The organism is Haloactinomyces albus (genome assembly GCF_031458135.1).
In the GTDB taxonomy this organism is placed as follows: domain Bacteria; phylum Actinomycetota; class Actinomycetes; order Mycobacteriales; family Pseudonocardiaceae; genus Haloactinomyces; species Haloactinomyces albus.
In genome coordinates, this window is the sequence record NZ_JAVDXW010000001.1 from 3,624,581 (window position 1) to 3,640,867 (window position 16,287).

The 16,287-nt window shown below is 67.4% G+C and carries 13 protein-coding genes; 12 read left to right on the top strand and 1 reads right to left on the bottom strand.

Annotated elements, in window-relative coordinates; all coding sequences use genetic code 11:
* Complete coding sequence (locus JOF55_RS17280) at nucleotides 1-471, top strand: hypothetical protein (RefSeq protein ID WP_310275497.1); 471 nt, start codon at nucleotides 1-3, stop codon at nucleotides 469-471.
* 52 nt (nucleotides 472-523) lie between these two features.
* Here the strand turns inward: JOF55_RS17280 and JOF55_RS17285 are convergent, their stop codons facing one another.
* Nucleotides 524-1,597, bottom strand: a complete 1,074-nt coding sequence (locus tag JOF55_RS17285; RefSeq protein ID WP_310275499.1) for a hypothetical protein — start codon at nucleotides 1,595-1,597, stop codon at nucleotides 524-526.
* A gap of 485 nt (nucleotides 1,598-2,082) precedes the next feature.
* On the opposite strand from JOF55_RS17285, the gene aspS reads away from it, so the two are divergent.
* The 11 genes from aspS to JOF55_RS17340 all read left to right on the top strand — a co-directional run bounded on the left by aspS (nucleotide 2,083) and on the right by JOF55_RS17340 (nucleotide 16,285).
* Nucleotides 2,083-3,900 carry an aspartate--tRNA ligase gene (gene aspS, locus JOF55_RS17290; RefSeq protein WP_374727300.1) on the top strand — a complete coding sequence of 606 codons (1,818 nt, stop codon included), beginning with the start codon at nucleotides 2,083-2,085 and terminating at the stop codon, nucleotides 3,898-3,900.
* A gap of 272 nt (nucleotides 3,901-4,172) precedes the next feature.
* Nucleotides 4,173-5,381, top strand: a complete 1,209-nt coding sequence (locus tag JOF55_RS17295) for a phosphotransferase family protein (RefSeq protein ID WP_310275501.1) — start codon at nucleotides 4,173-4,175, stop codon at nucleotides 5,379-5,381.
* Nucleotides 5,382-5,871: 490 nt separating this feature from the next.
* Nucleotides 5,872-7,413: a SulP family inorganic anion transporter gene (locus tag JOF55_RS17300; protein WP_310275503.1), complete on the top strand. Its 1,542-nt coding sequence runs from the start codon at nucleotides 5,872-5,874 to the stop codon at nucleotides 7,411-7,413.
* Between the two features lie 33 nt (nucleotides 7,414-7,446).
* Entirely contained in the window at nucleotides 7,447-8,859 is a 1,413-nt protein-coding gene (locus JOF55_RS17305; protein WP_310275505.1) for a replication-associated recombination protein A, read from the top strand.
* 133 nt (nucleotides 8,860-8,992) lie between these two features.
* On the top strand, nucleotides 8,993-9,958 hold the full coding sequence (locus JOF55_RS17310; RefSeq protein WP_310275507.1) for a 2-hydroxyacid dehydrogenase: 966 nt from the start codon (nucleotides 8,993-8,995) through the stop codon (nucleotides 9,956-9,958).
* Between the two features lie 181 nt (nucleotides 9,959-10,139).
* A complete protein-coding gene (locus tag JOF55_RS17315; RefSeq protein WP_310275509.1) occupies nucleotides 10,140-10,544 on the top strand; it encodes a DUF948 domain-containing protein in 405 nt (134 codons plus the stop codon).
* Entirely contained in the window at nucleotides 10,541-10,903 is a 363-nt protein-coding gene (locus JOF55_RS17320) for a hypothetical protein (protein WP_310275511.1), read from the top strand. The genes JOF55_RS17315 and JOF55_RS17320 overlap by 4 nt, the downstream gene beginning before the upstream one ends.
* An 88-nt stretch (nucleotides 10,904-10,991) precedes the next feature.
* Nucleotides 10,992-13,676: an alanine--tRNA ligase gene (alaS, locus tag JOF55_RS17325; protein ID WP_310275513.1), complete on the top strand. Its 2,685-nt coding sequence runs from the start codon at nucleotides 10,992-10,994 to the stop codon at nucleotides 13,674-13,676.
* Between the two features lie 38 nt (nucleotides 13,677-13,714).
* On the top strand, nucleotides 13,715-14,182 hold the full coding sequence (gene ruvX, locus JOF55_RS17330) for a Holliday junction resolvase RuvX (RefSeq protein ID WP_374727535.1): 468 nt from the start codon (nucleotides 13,715-13,717) through the stop codon (nucleotides 14,180-14,182).
* Between the two features lie 11 nt (nucleotides 14,183-14,193).
* Nucleotides 14,194-15,414 carry an endolytic transglycosylase MltG gene (gene mltG, locus JOF55_RS17335; protein ID WP_310275515.1) on the top strand — a complete coding sequence of 407 codons (1,221 nt, stop codon included), beginning with the start codon at nucleotides 14,194-14,196 and terminating at the stop codon, nucleotides 15,412-15,414.
* Nucleotides 15,401-16,285: a shikimate dehydrogenase gene (locus tag JOF55_RS17340; RefSeq protein ID WP_310275516.1), complete on the top strand. Its 885-nt coding sequence runs from the start codon at nucleotides 15,401-15,403 to the stop codon at nucleotides 16,283-16,285. The genes mltG and JOF55_RS17340 overlap by 14 nt, the downstream gene beginning before the upstream one ends.
* The last annotated feature ends 2 nt before the right edge of the window (nucleotides 16,286-16,287 follow it).

Consider the following 16,287-nt stretch of genomic DNA (forward strand, 5'->3'; position numbering starts at 1 on the left):
TTGTCCCGGCCTCCCCCGGAAGCCAAGGACCGGTATCGCCGCGGCCTGATGACCTCGATCGTCAACAACAGTTCCGCGTTCGGCTTTTCCGTGATGATCACCACGACCTACGGGATGCTGGGGACGTTTCACGGCAGCCCTTCGGCGTTCGAGGTGATGCTGTTCGCGTTGGGTGCCGTGGTCGCCGTCTCGGTGATCGAGGCCGTGGCCTCGAACGGCTTCCGCCGCAGGCCACGCACCCATCCTGCGGAGGTCATGCTGCTGGGGACGGCGGCGAATCTCCTCTCGGTGGCTGTCTCGCTCGCGGTCGCCTACGCTGCGGGCAGGTGGCTTGTCGAGCCGCTGGTGTGGTCACTGGCTCCGTTGCTCGCCGCGGCGGTGTACGTACTGGTGGAGTCCGCGGAACTGGCGATCGCCGAAGGTGTCCAGCAGCGGGTGTTCGGCGACCGGGGAGCCGAGTCCGATGAGTAGCACCGCCTTGCCGCCACCGGCCCGTGAGGCGGAATGAGCCCGAGATCGGTTCTCAGCGGGCGTGGATGCCCGGTTCGGTCAGACGTGGTGGTACTACGGCTTCGGCGGATCGAGGACCGGACGAGGGTGCTGTGGCCGGTTCCCATCGGGCACAGAACGAAGCCTGGCCGAGGTCGAGTACGACGGCGTGCGTGCGGCCGTACTGGTCCACCGTGAGTGGTTTGGGCCTGTCGATTTCCTGGCCGTCCGGGTGAGCCACGTAGCTTTCGCAGTTCAGCGGCGGTCTGTCTGGGTCGAACTGCAGCTCGAGCAAGTACTCCCGGATGGGCAGGCGGAACCGACGAGAGTAGGTGTGGTCCTGATTCCTGTTGCGGAGGCTCTCGGGTGCGGGAACCACCTCGTACTCCATGAGTACCGTCTCGCCGCGTTCGAGCGTGCGATCGAACAGCAACTCCGCGACCACCACTCCTCGGTCGTGGTCGGTGCGGACCCGACCGAGTCGACAGGAGCGCAGCGCACGGATGGTCGGCGGGGTCACATCGGTTCCCTCGCTGTCGAAGACCGTCACCCAGCGATCGACGCCGTTGCGCTCCGCTTGGACGAGTTGGCGCATGCGCGCCTTGACCTGGGCGCCGTCACCGTCGATGTGGACCACGTCGTGCTGGCTGAGCCGGGTGAGGTTGCTGTCGTGGCTGGTGTCGACCTGGGCGAGCAGTTCCACTGCGGAGGCGCTGTCCGACCACAGACTGGTCAGCGGTGGCGTGTCCCCGGTCCCTCGGGTGCGTCCGCGTGGCCGTGGCGGGCCCAGCAGCGCCGAAAGCGCGCCGTCGGGCACTCCCAGGACGTTTTCGAGTTGTTGCAGGGCCAGCAGGGACTCCGGTCGTTCGGGGCGGCGGCGGCCGGATTGCCAGTAGCTCAATGCGGTGATGCTGACGGGGGTACCTCGGGAGTTCAGGCGGTGCTGGATGCGCTCGAGACTGAGTCGGCTGCTCCGGATCGCGGTGCGCAGTGCCTCCTCGAACGGCCCGGTGCGCAGGAGTCTCGACAGTTGGGTGGGATTCGGGTGCGATCGCGCATTGCCCGCGCTCGGCGCAGTCGGCGGCATTCCTGGCTCCGGACCGGCCATTGTTACTCCTCGTGTTTGTCTGTTTTGTCACAGACGTTAAATGAATTCATCTCGCAGGTGCAACGATGACGGAGAAATGGCGATTCTTTGCCACGATGCTCCGTGCCCCTGCGTCCGTATCGGGGATGTCCTCGGTATACGAGTCGCCCTCGGTGCGCGGGCGACCCCGGCCGTTTTCCGGAAAGGGCCGAGGTCGGATGGTCCCGGTAAATTGCCGAGGAGTACGAAAAATTGCGGTTCCTTACTCCGGTCGGAGCCCGTACTCGTCGCCCGTTCGTACCCGTGCCGTCCCCGGTTCGCTCCTGCGGTGGAGTCCGTGCCGGTTCGGTTTCGGTGGTGCACGCCGCCGGTGTGGGAAACCTGCTGGACGGTGCGGTGGCGACATTGGATAACCTGGGTGGCCTCCCGCATCGGAAGGGCGTACCGGCAGCAGGTGTGCAGGAAGGCCCTTCCCGTCGCTTCCATCGAAGAGGAGATCAATACCCGTGATGCGCACGCACGAGGCCGGATCACTCCGCACCGGTCATGCCGGGCAGTCCGTCACCCTGAGTGGCTGGGTGGCGCGTCGCCGTGATCACGGAGGAGTGATCTTCATCGATCTGCGGGATGCCTCCGGCGTCGCGCAGGTTGTTTTCCGCGAGGGCGAGATGGCCGAGCGCGCGCACCGGCTGCGCGCCGAGTTCTGCATTCGCATCACCGGAGAGGTCGTCCGTAGGCCCGCGGGCAACGAGAATCCCGAGATCGGTACGGGCGAGGTCGAGATCACCGTGACCGACCTGGAGGTGCTCTCGGAGTCCGCGCCGCTGCCGTTTCCGCTGGACGAGCATCTGGAGACCAGCGAGGAGGTCCGGCTGCGGTACCGGTATCTCGACCTGCGGCGTCCGGGACCTGCCCGGACCATCCGGATGCGCAGCGAGGTCAATCGGATCGCGCGGCAGGTGCTGCACGACCGTGAGTTCATCGAGGTCGAGACTCCGACGATGACCCGCTCCACCCCGGAGGGCGCGCGCGACTTCCTGATCCCGGCACGGCTGCAGCCGGGCAGTTGGTATGCGCTCCCACAGTCACCGCAACTGTTCAAGCAGTTGCTGATGGTCGGTGGGCTGGAGCGCTACTTCCAGATCGCTCGCTGTTACCGGGACGAGGACTTCCGGGCCGACCGGCAACCGGAGTTCACCCAGCTCGACCTCGAGATGAGTTTCGTCGACCAGGAGGACGTCATCGAGGTGAGCGAGCAGGTCATCACGTCGCTGTGGCGTGAGCTCGCCGACCACGAGATCGAACGGCCGATCTCGCGCATCAGCTATGCCGACGCGATGGCCCGGTACGGGACGGACAAGCCCGACCTGCGTTTCGGCGTCGAACTCACCGAACTCACCGACTACTTCCGGGACACGCCGTTCCGGGTCTTCCAGGCCCCGTATGTCGGCGCGGTGGTCATGCCCGGCGGTGCCGACCAGCCGCGCAGGCAGCTGGATGCCTGGCAGGAGTGGGCCAAGCAGCGTGGTGCCAAGGGGCTCGCCTATGTGCTCGTGGGTGAGGACGGCACGCTGTCCGGCCCGGTCGCCAAGAACCTGTCCGACAGCGAGCGCGACGGTCTCGCCAAAACCGTGAGCGCGTCCCCCGGTGACTGTGTGTTCTTCGCCGCAGGTCCACGTTCGTCCTCGCGGGCTCTGCTGGGCGCGGTACGGCTGGAGATCGCCGACCACTGCGGCCTGGTCGATCAGCACGCCTGGTCCTTCGTGTGGGTCGTGGACGCCCCCATGTTCGAATCGGTGGCCGACACCGACGACGTCACGGTGGGATCCAGCCGTTGGACGGCTGTGCACCACCCGTTCACCGCGCCGAACCCCGAGTGGGCGGACAGTTTCGACCAGGACCCCGAGAACGCGATCGCCAGTGCTTACGATCTCGTGTGCAACGGCAACGAGATCGGTGGCGGCTCGGTCCGTATCCACCGGCCGGAGATGCAGGAGCGAGTCTTCGACGTGCTGGGGATCTCGGAGGAGCAAGCCAAGGACAAGTTCGGGTTTCTGCTGGAGGCCTTCAAGTACGGCCCCCCGCCGCACGGTGGTGTCGCCTTCGGTTGGGACCGGATCTGCATGCTGCTCGCCGATGCCGATTCGTTGCGAGAGGTGATCGCTTTCCCCAAGAGCGGAGGCGGTTTCGACCCGTTGACCGGTGCACCCGCTCCGATCACGGCCGAGCAGCGCAAGGAGGCCGGTGTGGATGCCAAGCCCGCTGCCGGTCCCGCGGACAGCATCTCGGTCGAACCACAGGGCATGGTGGAAAAGCAGGGCTGAATCGAGGCGAGCAGCGCGTGCGTGCTGCTCGCCCCACCGGCGTGCGCTTCGGTTGATGCCCGGTTGTAGCACCGTTGGATGAATAGTGTGCACGCTTGGAGGTTGCCGACTCGTTCGTGTCGGCGTACCCGTAGGGAGGGGACGGTGTGCGCGCCGTCGACACCGCGTGTGTGCAAGTGATGGCCGGTCGTGTGTCACTTGACCGGTGAGGTCGATCCGAAATCGCGTGAGCGCGGTTCGAAACCGTGTGAGAGCGGTAGGGTCTGGAGACGATGAGCGTGGAAATCACCACCGGCCCGCCGGAGGTTCGTGTCCCCGCGAGCTCGGAAGTGACCGACACCGTCGGTACTGCGGAATCCGTGCTCGCCAGCAGGACGGGTGCACCGGTCCGGCTCGCCGACGCCGAGGATCTCGGTGGTAGCGACCGTTCGGTCGTCATGCGGGTACGAGTCGCCGAAACTCCGTTCGAACTCCCGCGCACGCTCGTGGTCAAGCACTACGGGGCTCCTTCGCCCTCGGGGGAGCGTTCCGATCCGTTCGCGCACGAGGCCGCGAGTTGCCAGTTGGCCACCGCCCTTCCACCCGAGATCCGTGTCGGTCCGGAGCTGATCGCCCAGGACAGTGACCGGCGATTGCTGGTGCTGGAGGATCTCGGGCGCGGCTCGACGCTGGCCGATGTCCTGTTCGCCGACGATCCCCGGGCGGCCGAGCGGGCCCTGCTCGCCTGGGCGAGGTCGCTGGGGCGGCTGCACACGACGATGGCGGGCCGCGAGGCCGACTTCGACGCGCTGATGCGCAGGATCGGTGCGACTTCCTGGACGGACCCGGTCGCCGACGATATCCGGCAAGCGCTCTCGGAGTTGCCGGAACTGCTCGAGCAGACGCTCGGTGTGACGACGCCGCAAGCCGTGACCGACCGGTTGGCCGGGGCGGCGCAACTGCTCGGGCCCGGGAAGTACCGCTCTTTCAGCCCCTCGGATATCTGCCCGGACAACAGTCTGGTGACCGGCAACGGGGTCCGCTTCCTGGATTTCGAGTGGGCCTGTGTGCGTGATATCGCGCTGGACGCCGCCTATCTCCAGTTCCCGTTCCCGTCGTCGTGGTGCTCGTATGCGATGCCGGAAAGCCTGGCTGAGAGCATGCTCGCGACCTGGCGCTCGGAGGTTGTCGAGGTATGGCCGGATCTGGACGAGGACGAGGTGCTCGGGCCGAGGCTCTTCGACGCCCAGATGCTCTGGGTGTGGGTTTCGACGTGGTGGTTCCTCCCCCGCTCCGGGCAGTCCGATACGCCGATTGCCGCCCACATGCCCTCACCTCGGCGTAGCACGGCTCTTGCCGACCGGTGGCAGCGGTTGCGTACCGACGCCGAATCCGTGGGAGTTTCCGAGGTCGCCGAGTACGCGAGCAGGGTGGTGGAGGCGCTCGTGGAGCGCTTCGGCTCCGGTGCGCTCGAGCTGCGCACCTATCCGGCATTTCGTTGACGCGACTGTCCGTGTCCGTGACCGGGCGTTGCGAACCACTTTGCCGTGAACAACGAGTGAATTGTTTCCGACCGATGCGGTAACGGATCCGGGTGGAGCGCGCGGCGGAATTTCATCGTCGATGCTCGTGCGCCCGAATTCTTTTCTTCGATAATTCATTCGAGTTAAAAATTGTCGTCCGAATGGGTGATGGAATCCGCACGGTGCGGCACCGGATGCAGGATCCGCGTCCTGTGCCGATGAAGTGATCATCGGATACCGTGCGTACGGAATTTCGATGGTCGTACCTGCGATCCGGCCTGCCGTTGGCGGGTGTCCGAAAAGCAACGTGCATTCGAATTCTCCGGAGGTGCCGGTAGGTGGACGGACTCGCTCGGCGACGAGGGCAGGGCACTGCCTGCACACAGAGCTTTGCGTAGCGAGCCCACCAGGCCGTGAACGCGCTCGGAGGCATGTGCGGACGGCCTTTCCCGATCTCAGGGAGTCAATCGTGACAACGCGACTCGAATCACCCCCCGCAGCGGAGGCCCACGGTCGTCGACCGTGGTTCACGAGGGGATTCACCAAGGAAAGCCTCGCTGCCGATGTGGCTGCGTCTTTCGTGGTGTTCCTGGTGGCGCTGCCGTTGTGCATCGGTATTGCCGTCGCCTCGGGCGTGCCCGCCGAACTGGGCATCATCACTGGTGTGGTCGGTGGCCTGGTGGTCGGCTTCCTGCCCGGAAGCACCATGCAGGTCAGTGGCCCCGCCGCCGGCCTGACCGTGCTGGTGTCCTCGACGGTGGCCGAGCAGGGCCTGGCCATGCTCGGTGTCATCGTGCTCGGCGCGGGCCTGCTGCAGATGCTGCTGGCGATGAGCAGGCTCGGCACTTGGTTTCGGGCCATCTCCCCGTCGGTGGTGCAGGGAATGCTCGCCGGGATCGGCGTGGTGCTCCTGCTGGGCCAGATCTACCCGGCCGGTGGATTCGAACAGCCCATGAGCACTGCCGGGAAGATCGCGGGTATCCCGGCGTTGGCCACCGCGATGGTGAGTACGCCGGTCGGTCTCAGCGGGCTGAGCATCACCGTCTTCACCTTGGTGGTCATGGGACTCTGGAATCGACTGCCCCAGCGCATTCGGATGGTGCCCGCGGCACTGGTCGCCGTGGTGGCCGCAGGCCTGGTCGCCTCCGTGTCCGGTCTGCCGCTGAGCACGATCGAGATCGGAGCACTGTTCGAAGCGATCGACGTCCCCTCGTTCGGTGCTTTCGAGGGGCTGGCCGACACGGCCGTGCTCGGCGCGATCCTGACCTTCGCGCTGATCGCCTCGTGCGAGAGCCTGTTCAGTGCCGCCGGGATCGATCGGATGCACGACGGTGCGAAGACCCGGTACAACAAGGAGTTGATGGCCCAGGGCGCTGGTAACACGGTCTGTGGCCTGCTCGGTGCACTGCCGCTGACGGCGGTGATCGTGCGCAGTTCGACGAACCTGCGAGCGGGTGCGCGCACCAAGCTCTCGCGGGTCCTGCACGGCGTGTGGATGTTGCTGTTCGTGGTCCTGTTGCCGGGCGTCCTGTCCTACCTCCCCAGTGCGGCGCTGGCGGCGCTGCTGCTCCACGCAGGCTGGAAGCTGATCGCGGTCCGCCACGTGGCGGAGCTGGTACGCACCCACCGCTCCGAGGCGTTCGTGCTGGTCCTGACCGCCGTGCTGATCGTGCTCACCGACCTGCTGGTGGGCACGCTGACCGGGATTGCCGTCGCGATCGTCAAGAGCGCGTGGGAGATGTCGCGGCTGTCGATTCACTCCAGCCACTCCGAGGACCATATCCAGATCGAGATCGGCGGCAACGCCACGTTCCTGCGCCTGCCTCATCTGCTGGACCACCTGGAGCAGCTACCGCTGACCAGCCGCGCGCACGTCGATCTGAGTTCGGTGCGTCACCTCGACCGTGCCTGCGAGCAGGCCGTCGAGAACTGGGTCGCCCAGCGTCGCAGAAGTGCCTGCGCGGTGGAGGTGGCCATGCCCGCTCATCCGAGTTGGAGGCTCCGGCAGTAGGAACTGTCGGGGTCGGCGGGTAGCGTCGGGCGCGTGAGTGACGGCCTGTTCGACAGCGACCTGTTCGGTGGGCAATCGCCCGGTGGGGATTCGTCCGAGACGGACCTGTTCGGCGCCGAGGTCGACGATCGTGCGGGCGAACGACTTGCCGAGAATGCGCCACTGCCGGTGCGGATGCGGCCGCGGTCCCTGGATGAGGTGGTCGGTCAGGACGAGCTGCTCGGTCCCGGAGCGCCGCTGCGCAGGCTGGTGGAGGGCGCGGCCCCGGCCTCGGTCCTGCTGCACGGGCCGCCCGGTACGGGCAAGACGACACTGGCCGGCCTGGTGTCCCGGGCCACCGGACGGCGTTTCGCCGCACTGTCGGCCCTGTCGTCCGGAGTCAAGGAAGTTCGTGCGGTCATCGAGGAAGCCCGGCGGCGGCTCGGCCGCTCCGGTGAGGCCACGGTGCTGTTCATCGACGAGGTCCACCGCTTCTCCAAGACTCAGCAGGACGCGTTGCTCGGTGCGGTGGAGGACCGGACCGTGCTCCTGGTCGCGGCGACCACCGAGAACCCGTTCTTCTCCGTGGTCTCTCCGCTGCTGTCGCGGTCGTTGGTGCTGCAGCTGCGCAGCCTGGACGATGCGGATGTCCGCGAGCTGGTGCGCCGGGCGATGACCGAGGAACGTGGTCTGCGGGGAGCTTTCCGCCTTGCCGAGGACGCCGAGGCGCATCTGGTCGCGCTCGCAGGCGGGGACGCTCGCCGTGCTCTGACGGCGCTGGAGGCAGCGGCGGAGGCCGCGGGTTCCACCGGAGCCGAGGTGATCGACCTGGCCACGGTCGAGGCCACGGTCGACAAGGCGGCCGTGCGCTACGACCGCGACGGCGACCAGCACTACGACGTGGTCAGCGCGTTCATCAAGTCGATCCGCGGTTCGGACGTGGACGCGGCGCTGCACTATCTGGCCCGCATGGTCGAGGCGGGCGAGGATCCGCGGTTCATCGCCCGCCGTCTCGTCGTGCACGCCAGCGAGGATGTCGGCATGGCCGATCCCACGGCACTGCAGACTGCGGTGGCGGCCAGTCAGGCCGTGCAATTCATCGGGATGCCCGAGGGGCGTCTCACGCTGGCGCAGGCGACCGTCCACCTGGCCACGGCTCCCAAGTCGAACGCCGTGATCACTGCGGTGGATGCGGCGCTGGACGACGTGCGTGCGGGCAAGGCGGGAGCAGTGCCCGCGCATCTGCGGGACGGCCACTACGCGGGCGCGAGCAGGCTGGGGAACGCGCAGGGTTACCGGTACCCCCACAGCAGGCCCGAAGGTGTGCTGGCGCAGCAGTACCCACCGGACGAACTGGTCGGCAGGAACTACTACGAGCCCAGCGGCCGTGGTACCGAACGAGCGCTCGGTGAACGGCTGCCGAAGTTGCGCGACATCGTGCGCGGGCAGGCATCGGATACGGAATGAGTCCGGATACGCTCGGCCGCACCCCGAGGGGCGAACGGACACGACGGGAGTCGTCCGCAAGTGCGGAACGGGCGCGATCGCCGCGCAGCGAGTTCGACCCGCGCGAGTGCACGTGAGACGAAGGAGGCAACTGGTGGAGTGGCGGATCGTGGTGACCCGCTCGGTTCCGGAACCGGCATTGGACCTGCTGCGCGAGGTGGGGGAGGTCCATGTTTGCGAGCAGGAACGGCCGTTGCGGACCTCCGAGTTGCACGAGGCCGTCCGGGGGGCACATGCGATCGTGACGATGGTGCACGACCGCATCGACGGTGCTGTGGCCGACGCTGCGGGCTCTCGGTTGCAGGTCGTGGCCAACGTCGCGGTCGGCTACGACAACGTCGATGTCGATGCTCTTGCCCAGCGTGGTGTCACCGTCACCAATACTCCCGGCGTGCTCGTCGATGCCACGGCCGATCTGACTCTCGGCCTGCTGCTGATGCTCACCCGGCGCCTGGGTGAAGGCGAGCGGCTGCTGCGCTCGGAGACGCCCTGGTCCTGGCATATGTCGTTCATGCTCGGCACCGGCCTGCAGGGCAAGACGCTCGGCATCGTCGGGCTCGGCCGGATCGGGCAGGCGGTGGCCCACCGAGCCCGCGCCTTCGGCATGGAGATCGCCTACACCGGCCGCAGCCGCGCGGACCCCGACGTGGCGGCCGCGCTCGGGGCCCGCTACCTGCCCCTGGAGCAGCTTCTGGACGAGGCCGATGCGGTGTCCCTGCACTGCCCGCTGACAGAGGCCACCCGTCACCTCGTCGACGAGAAGGTGCTGGAACGGATGAAGCCCTCGGCGGTGCTGATCAACACCAGCCGCGGCCCGGTGGTCGACGAGCAGGCCCTCGCCCGCGCGTTGGGGAGGCGGTCCATCGCCGGTGCGGCGCTGGACGTGTTCGAGCACGAACCGAAGGTCGAACCCGATCTGCTCGATCTGGACAACGTGGTGGTGGTGCCGCACCTGGGGTCGGCCACGACCGAGACGCGTACCGCGATGGCCGTGCTGGCCGCCCGCAACGTCGTGGGGATGTTGGACGGCACCGGGCCGAGCACCCCGGTGAGCGCCTGATCGGCGGGCAATTTCGCGAGAAATTGGCGCCCGTCGCTTCGAGGGGTGGTCCTATCGAAGGCGACCAGCCAGCCGTGCACGTTGTTGCGTCGAGGACGCGGTAGCCTGACCGGGATCATCACACTGAGGCCGGTGTGTCGGCGTCAGTGGCGCAACAACCATGTGGAACCCGGGAGGGCACGTGACGCCCACGCAGATCGCCGCGCTGGTCGCAGCGGGCGCGTTCGTGCTACTGGTCGTACTGTTGGCGATTCCGCTGATCAAACTCGGCCGCACGCTGGACGAGGCGACCAACGCGATCCGCAAGGCGCACGAGAACTCCGATCCTCTGTTCACCGGTGCGAACACCACGCTGACCCACGTCAACACCCAGTTGGAACGGGTCGACGGCATCACGGCGAACGCCAAGGCGGTCAGTGGCAACGCCTCTGCGTTGTCCTCGCTGTTCACCGCTACACTGGGTGGCCCGTTGGTGAAGGCAGCCGCTTTCTCCTACGGCGTGAGCAAAGCCTTGCGTGCTCGCCGCAAGCGTAAGGACGAGCCTGCGGGCAAGCACTCCCGCCGAGGTAAGGGGGGTCGCAAGTGAGGCGCTTGTTCTGGTTCGGTGCCGGTGTCGCCGCCGGGGTCGCCCTGAGCCGCAAGGTCGGGGAGACGGCGCGCAAAGCCACGCCGGAGGGAATGGCCGACCAGCTCGGCAGTGCGGTACGCGAGTTGGCCGGGGCGGTCGGCTCGTTCGGCGCCGAAGTGCGTGCCGGTATGACCGAGCGGGAGCGCGAGCTTCACGAGAGCGTCACCGAACGCAGTGGCGTGGACACCGGGCGCCGCCAGCGCCGGATGGAGTTCGGCGGCACGCTCTGGCCCAACGGGACAGGATCGAGCGAAACGCAGTCGGGCGGCGACGGCGGTCGTCCGGCGGCCCGGCGAGCTCGCCGGGCGGGGCGCTGAGGGTTCCGCGCGAACACGCGGGCAACCGCCCACAGGCGTCTCGCCGAGATCGAGACCGGCCGTCCGCATCCTTGCAAAGGACACCATCGTGCAGACCCACGAGATCAACAACCGCTTCATCGAGCACTTCCGCAACACCGGTCACACGGTCGTCCCGAGTGCCTCGCTCATCCTGGACGATCCGAACCTGCTGTTCGTCAATGCCGGGATGGTGCAGTTCAAGCCGTACTTTCTGGGAGAGGTCCCCGCGCCGTACCCGCGGGCCACGAGCATCCAGAAGTGCGTCCGCACCGCCGACATCGACGAGGTCGGCAAGACCACCCGCCACAACACCTTCTTCCAGATGGCGGGCAACTTCTCCTTCGGTGACTACTTCAAGGAAGGAGCCATCGAGCACGCCTGGCAGCTGATCACCGCCTCGCAGGACTCCGGTGGCTATGGTCTCGAACCCGACCGGATCTGGGTCACCGTCTACAACAACGACGACGAGGCCGCCCGGCTGTGGAACAAGGTGGCCGGGCTTCCTGCCGAACGCATTCAGCGGCGCGGGATGGACGACAACTTCTGGTCGATGAACGTGCCGGGGCCATGCGGTCCCTCCTCGGAGATCTACTACGACCGCGGCCCCGCCTACGGCCAGGAGGGCGGTCCGCTCGTCGACGAGAGTCGCTACATCGAGATCTGGAACCTGGTCTTCATGCAGGACCAGCGCGGAGAGAGCACCGGTCCAGGCAAGAGCGATTTCTCGGTTCTCGGTCCACTGCCCGCGCAGAACATCGACACCGGTATGGGAGTGGAACGGGTCGCCTGCCTGCTGCAGGGTGTGGAGAACGTCTACGAGACCGACCTCGTCCGCCCGGTCATCAACATGGCCGAGGAGCTTTCGGGGCGTCGCTATGGTGCCGATCCGAACGACGACGTGCGCTTCCGGGTCATCGCCGACCACGCGCGCACGGGCGTGCTCCTGGTCTCCGACGGGGTGACCCCGAGCAACGAGACCCGGGGCTACGTGCTGCGCAGGCTGCTGCGCCGGATCGTGCGTTCGACGCGCCTGCTGGGCGTGCACGAGCCGGTGCTCGGCGAGTTCGCCCAGGTCGTCCGCGATGCGATGGCACCGAGCTATCCCGAGCTGACCACCGAGTTCGAGCGCATCGACTCGGTGATGCGCAATGAGGAAGAAGCATTCCTGGCCACGCTGTCGGCCGGGTCGAAGATCTTCGACATGGCGGCCACCGAGACGCGCAGGGCCGGGAGTACGCAACTGCCCGGCTCGAAGGCGTTCCAGCTGCACGACACCTACGGTTTCCCGATCGATCTGACCCTGGAGATGGCCGCCGAACAGGGGTTGTCGGTGGACGAGCAGGGTTTCCGGGACCTGATGAGCGAGCAGCGCAGGCGAGCCAAGGAGGACGCCAGGGCGCGCAAGACCGCGCACGCCGACACGTCCACCTACCGCTCGCTGCTGGACGAGCACGGAACCACCGAGTTCATCGGCTACACCGATTTGCAGGCGCAGAGCCGCGTACTCGGTCTGCTGGTCAACGGGGCACCGGTGCCCGCTGCGGGAGAGGGTAGTGAGGTCGAGCTGATCCTGGACCGCACACCGTTCTACGCCGAGGGCGGTGGCCAGATCGCCGACACCGGACGGTTGGTCGGTCCCGGGGTGGAGCTCGAGGTCACCGATGTGCAGCGCGCGGTGCCGGGACTGTTCGCGCACCGTGCGCGGGTCGTCGCCGGTGAGGTCGGTGTGGACACCAAGCTCGAAGCCGGGGTGGATGTGGATCGGCGCCGCGCCATTGCCCGGTCGCACTCGGCGACCCACCTCGTGCACGCGGCCGTCCGCAGTGCCTATGGCAAGCGAGCCGCCCAGGCGGGCTCACTGAACTCCCCCGGCCGCATGCGGTTCGACTTCACCGCGCCCTCGGCGGTCTCGGCTCCGGTGATGTCCGGTGTCGAGGAGGAAGTCAACGAGTACCTGCAAAACGATGTCGAGGTACAGGCCTACAACACGACGATGGACCGTGCGATGGAGCTCGGCGCGGTCGCGTTGTTCGGCGAGAAATACGGTGACCAGGTCCGCGTGGTCGACATGGGCGACTACTCGCGTGAGCTGTGCGGCGGTACTCACGTCGGCAGCATCGCTCAGCTCGGCGTGGTCAAGCTCGTTTCGGACTCCTCGGTCGGCTCGGGAGTGCACCGGGTCGAGGCACTGGTCGGCATGGACGCGATGCGCTACATCAGCAAGGAGCACATGCTGGTCAACCAGCTCACCGAGCAGTTCAAGGTGCGTGCCGAGGACCTGCCGGATCGCATCGAGGGCATGGTCACCCGGCTGCGCAACGCCGAGAAGGAGCTGCAGCAGCTCCGTGTCGCCCAGGTCCTGCAGTCGGCGGGTGAGTTGGCCGGGCGCAGTGTCGATGTCAACGGCGTCAGCCTGGTCGCCGAGCAGGTACCGGACGGGGTGGACGGCAACTCGTTGCGCGCACTGACCGGGGAGGTCCGCGGGCGTTTCGCCTCGCGGCCCTGTGTGGTGGCGCTGTTCTCGGCGGATCCGGAATCGTCGAAGGTGAGCTTCGTGGTCGCGGTGAATCGCGACGCGCAGGACCGCGGTCTCGCGGCGGGCAAGCTCGTGCCGTCCTTCGCCGAACACGTCGGTGGTCGTGGTGGCGGCAAGGCCGACATGGCCCAAGGCGGTGGTTCGGAACCGGCCGGGATCACTGCGGCGGTCGGTGCGCTGCGCCGGGAACTCGAGCAGGTGGTGGCGCACGGGTGACTGACCACAGTCGGGAACCGGCCCGCGGTCGGGAATCGGTGGGGCCGCACCATCCGGATGAATCGGCCGATGCGGGCCCCGGGCGGCGACTGGCCGTGGACGTGGGGGCGGTACGGGTGGGGATCGCCGTGAGCGATCCGAGCCCCGTGCTGGCCACCCCGCTGGTTACCCTGAAACGTGATGAAGCCGGGAGTACGGATCTGGCCCGGCTCGCAGAACTCGTCACCGAGTACGAGGTTGTCGAGGTCGTGGTCGGGCTGCCGAAAACCTTGGCCGACAGGCACGGGAGCGCTGCCGAGGCGGCGCAGTCCTATGCCGAGGCGCTTGCGTCGAGAGTGTCACCGGTTCCGGTTCGGTTCAGTGACGAGCGGCTCACCACCGTCACCGCCAGTCGCGTGCTCACCGAACGGGGCGTGCGCGGCAAGCGCAAGCGGGCCGTGGTCGACCAGGCGGCTGCGGTGGAGATCCTGCAGGCATGGTTGGACGCCCGCGGCCGGAGCGGATGAGAGGATCTTGCGTGAGCGATGATCTCGGCCTGTTCGCCGACGACGCCGGTGATCCGCAGCGGTATGGCCGTAGAGAGGCCCGTGCGGAGCGGGACCGTTTCCGGCGTCGCCGTCGCCGCCGTATCGTGACGGCCGTCGCGGGTCTGTTCGCTCTGCTGATCGTGGGCGGCGGTGCCCTGTACGGGACGAGTCAACTGTTGAAGATCGGCAGTTACGAGAACTACGAGGGTTCCGGCAGCGGCGAAGCGGTGATCGAGGTCGAGCGCGGTGACACCATCAGCGCGATCGGACGGACGCTGGCCGAGCATGACGTCGTGGCAAGTGCCACGGCATTCGTGGAGGCCTCCAGGGGCAATGCGGAAATCGGTGGTATCCAGCCCGGCTTCTACTTGATGAAGAAGAAGATGTCCGGGGCCAGCGCGGTGCAGCGGATCCTGTCCGACAAGGCCAGTGTGGGCCGGGTGGAAATCCGCGGTGGCATGCGCTTGGAGGACCAGACGAGGCCGAATGGTGACGCCGTACCGGGGATCCTGTCCCGCTTGGCCGAGGCCACCTGCGTCGGATCGGGTGGTCCGGACACATGTGTGACCAGCAAGGAGATGCGCACCGCGGCTGCGCAGGCCGATCTGGCCGAACTGGGAGCGCCGGAGTGGGCGGTCGACCCGGCCTCGGCCGCGAAGGCCGAGCGGCGGCTGGAGGGGCTGATCATGCCCGGCATTTACCACGTCGAGCCGGGAAGCAGTGCCGAGGAGGTGTTGAGTTCGGTGCTGACGGCATCGAAGGCGAAGCTCCAGGCCGCGGGGATGCCCGACACCGCAGAGGGAACCGGGTTCTCGCCGTACGAAATCCTCACGATGGCCTCGCTGATCCAGAGTGAGGCCATCAAGAAGGACTTCGGCAAGGTCTCGCGAGTGATCCGAAACCGGCTCGAGACGGACATGCCGCTGCAGTTCGACTCGACGATCAACTATCCGCTGGACAAGCCGACGCTGTTGACCGACCCCAGCGACCGCGAACGTCCAGGCCCGTACAACACGTATCTGAACACGGGGTTGCCGCCCACGCCGATCTCCTCGCCGAGCGAGGAGGCCATCGACGCGGCCGTGAACCCGACGCCCGGAGAATGGCGGTACTTCGTGCGGTGCTACAAGGACGGTACGTCGTGCTTCTCGGAGACCAACGAGCAGCACAATGCCGCTAGGAGGAAGGCGGAGGCACGTGGTGCTATCTGACGAAGTGCTCTCCGAGCAGGCACCGGCCACGGTCGTTCGCGCGGGTGTGGTCGGCTCTCCCATCGAACATTCGCTGTCACCGGTGCTGCACGGAGCCGCCTACACCGCCCTGGGTTTGGAGCACTGGACCTACGAGCGGATCGAGCGCGATGCGGACGGCCTGAGGAGGCTGGTCGATGAGCTGGGTCCCGAGTGGGTGGGGCTGTCGGTGACGATGCCCGGCAAGCGTGCGGCACTGGAGATGGCTTCGGCGGCCACCGATCGGGCGGTGGCGGTCGGGGCCGCCAATACCCTGGTGCGACGTTCCGATGGGGGTTGGTACGCGGACTGCACCGACGTGGACGGCGTGACCGGCGCGTTGCGTTCGGCGGCAGGCTTCACGTCCGGCCGTAGCGGGTTGCTGCTCGGGGCGGGCGGTACGGCTGCTGCGGCACTCGCGGCTTTCGCCGAACTCGGGTTGAGCGAGGTCACGCTGGCCGTCCGTGAACCCGCCCGCGCCACCGGAGTGCTGGACACCGCCGAGCGGGTCGGGCTGCGGGTCCGGACCGAACGGCTCGACTCCCTCGATCTGTCCGTGGCTTCCTCGGCTGCCGACGTCGTGGTCTCCACCCTGCCCGCGGGCGCGGTGGATGCGCACGCCCGGGAGTTGACGGGTGCGGCGTGCCTGCTCGACGTGATCTACCACCCCTGGCCGACCCCGTTGGCCACCGCGGTGCAGCAGGCCGGGGGAATGCTGGCTACCGGACTGGACATGCTGCTGCATCAAGCGTTCGGCCAGGTCGAACAGTTCACCGGGTATACCGCGCCACGGGAGCGGATGCGTGCTGCGATGCACACGGCGACGGGTGGTGCTGTGCCGCTCCCGCTGTGATG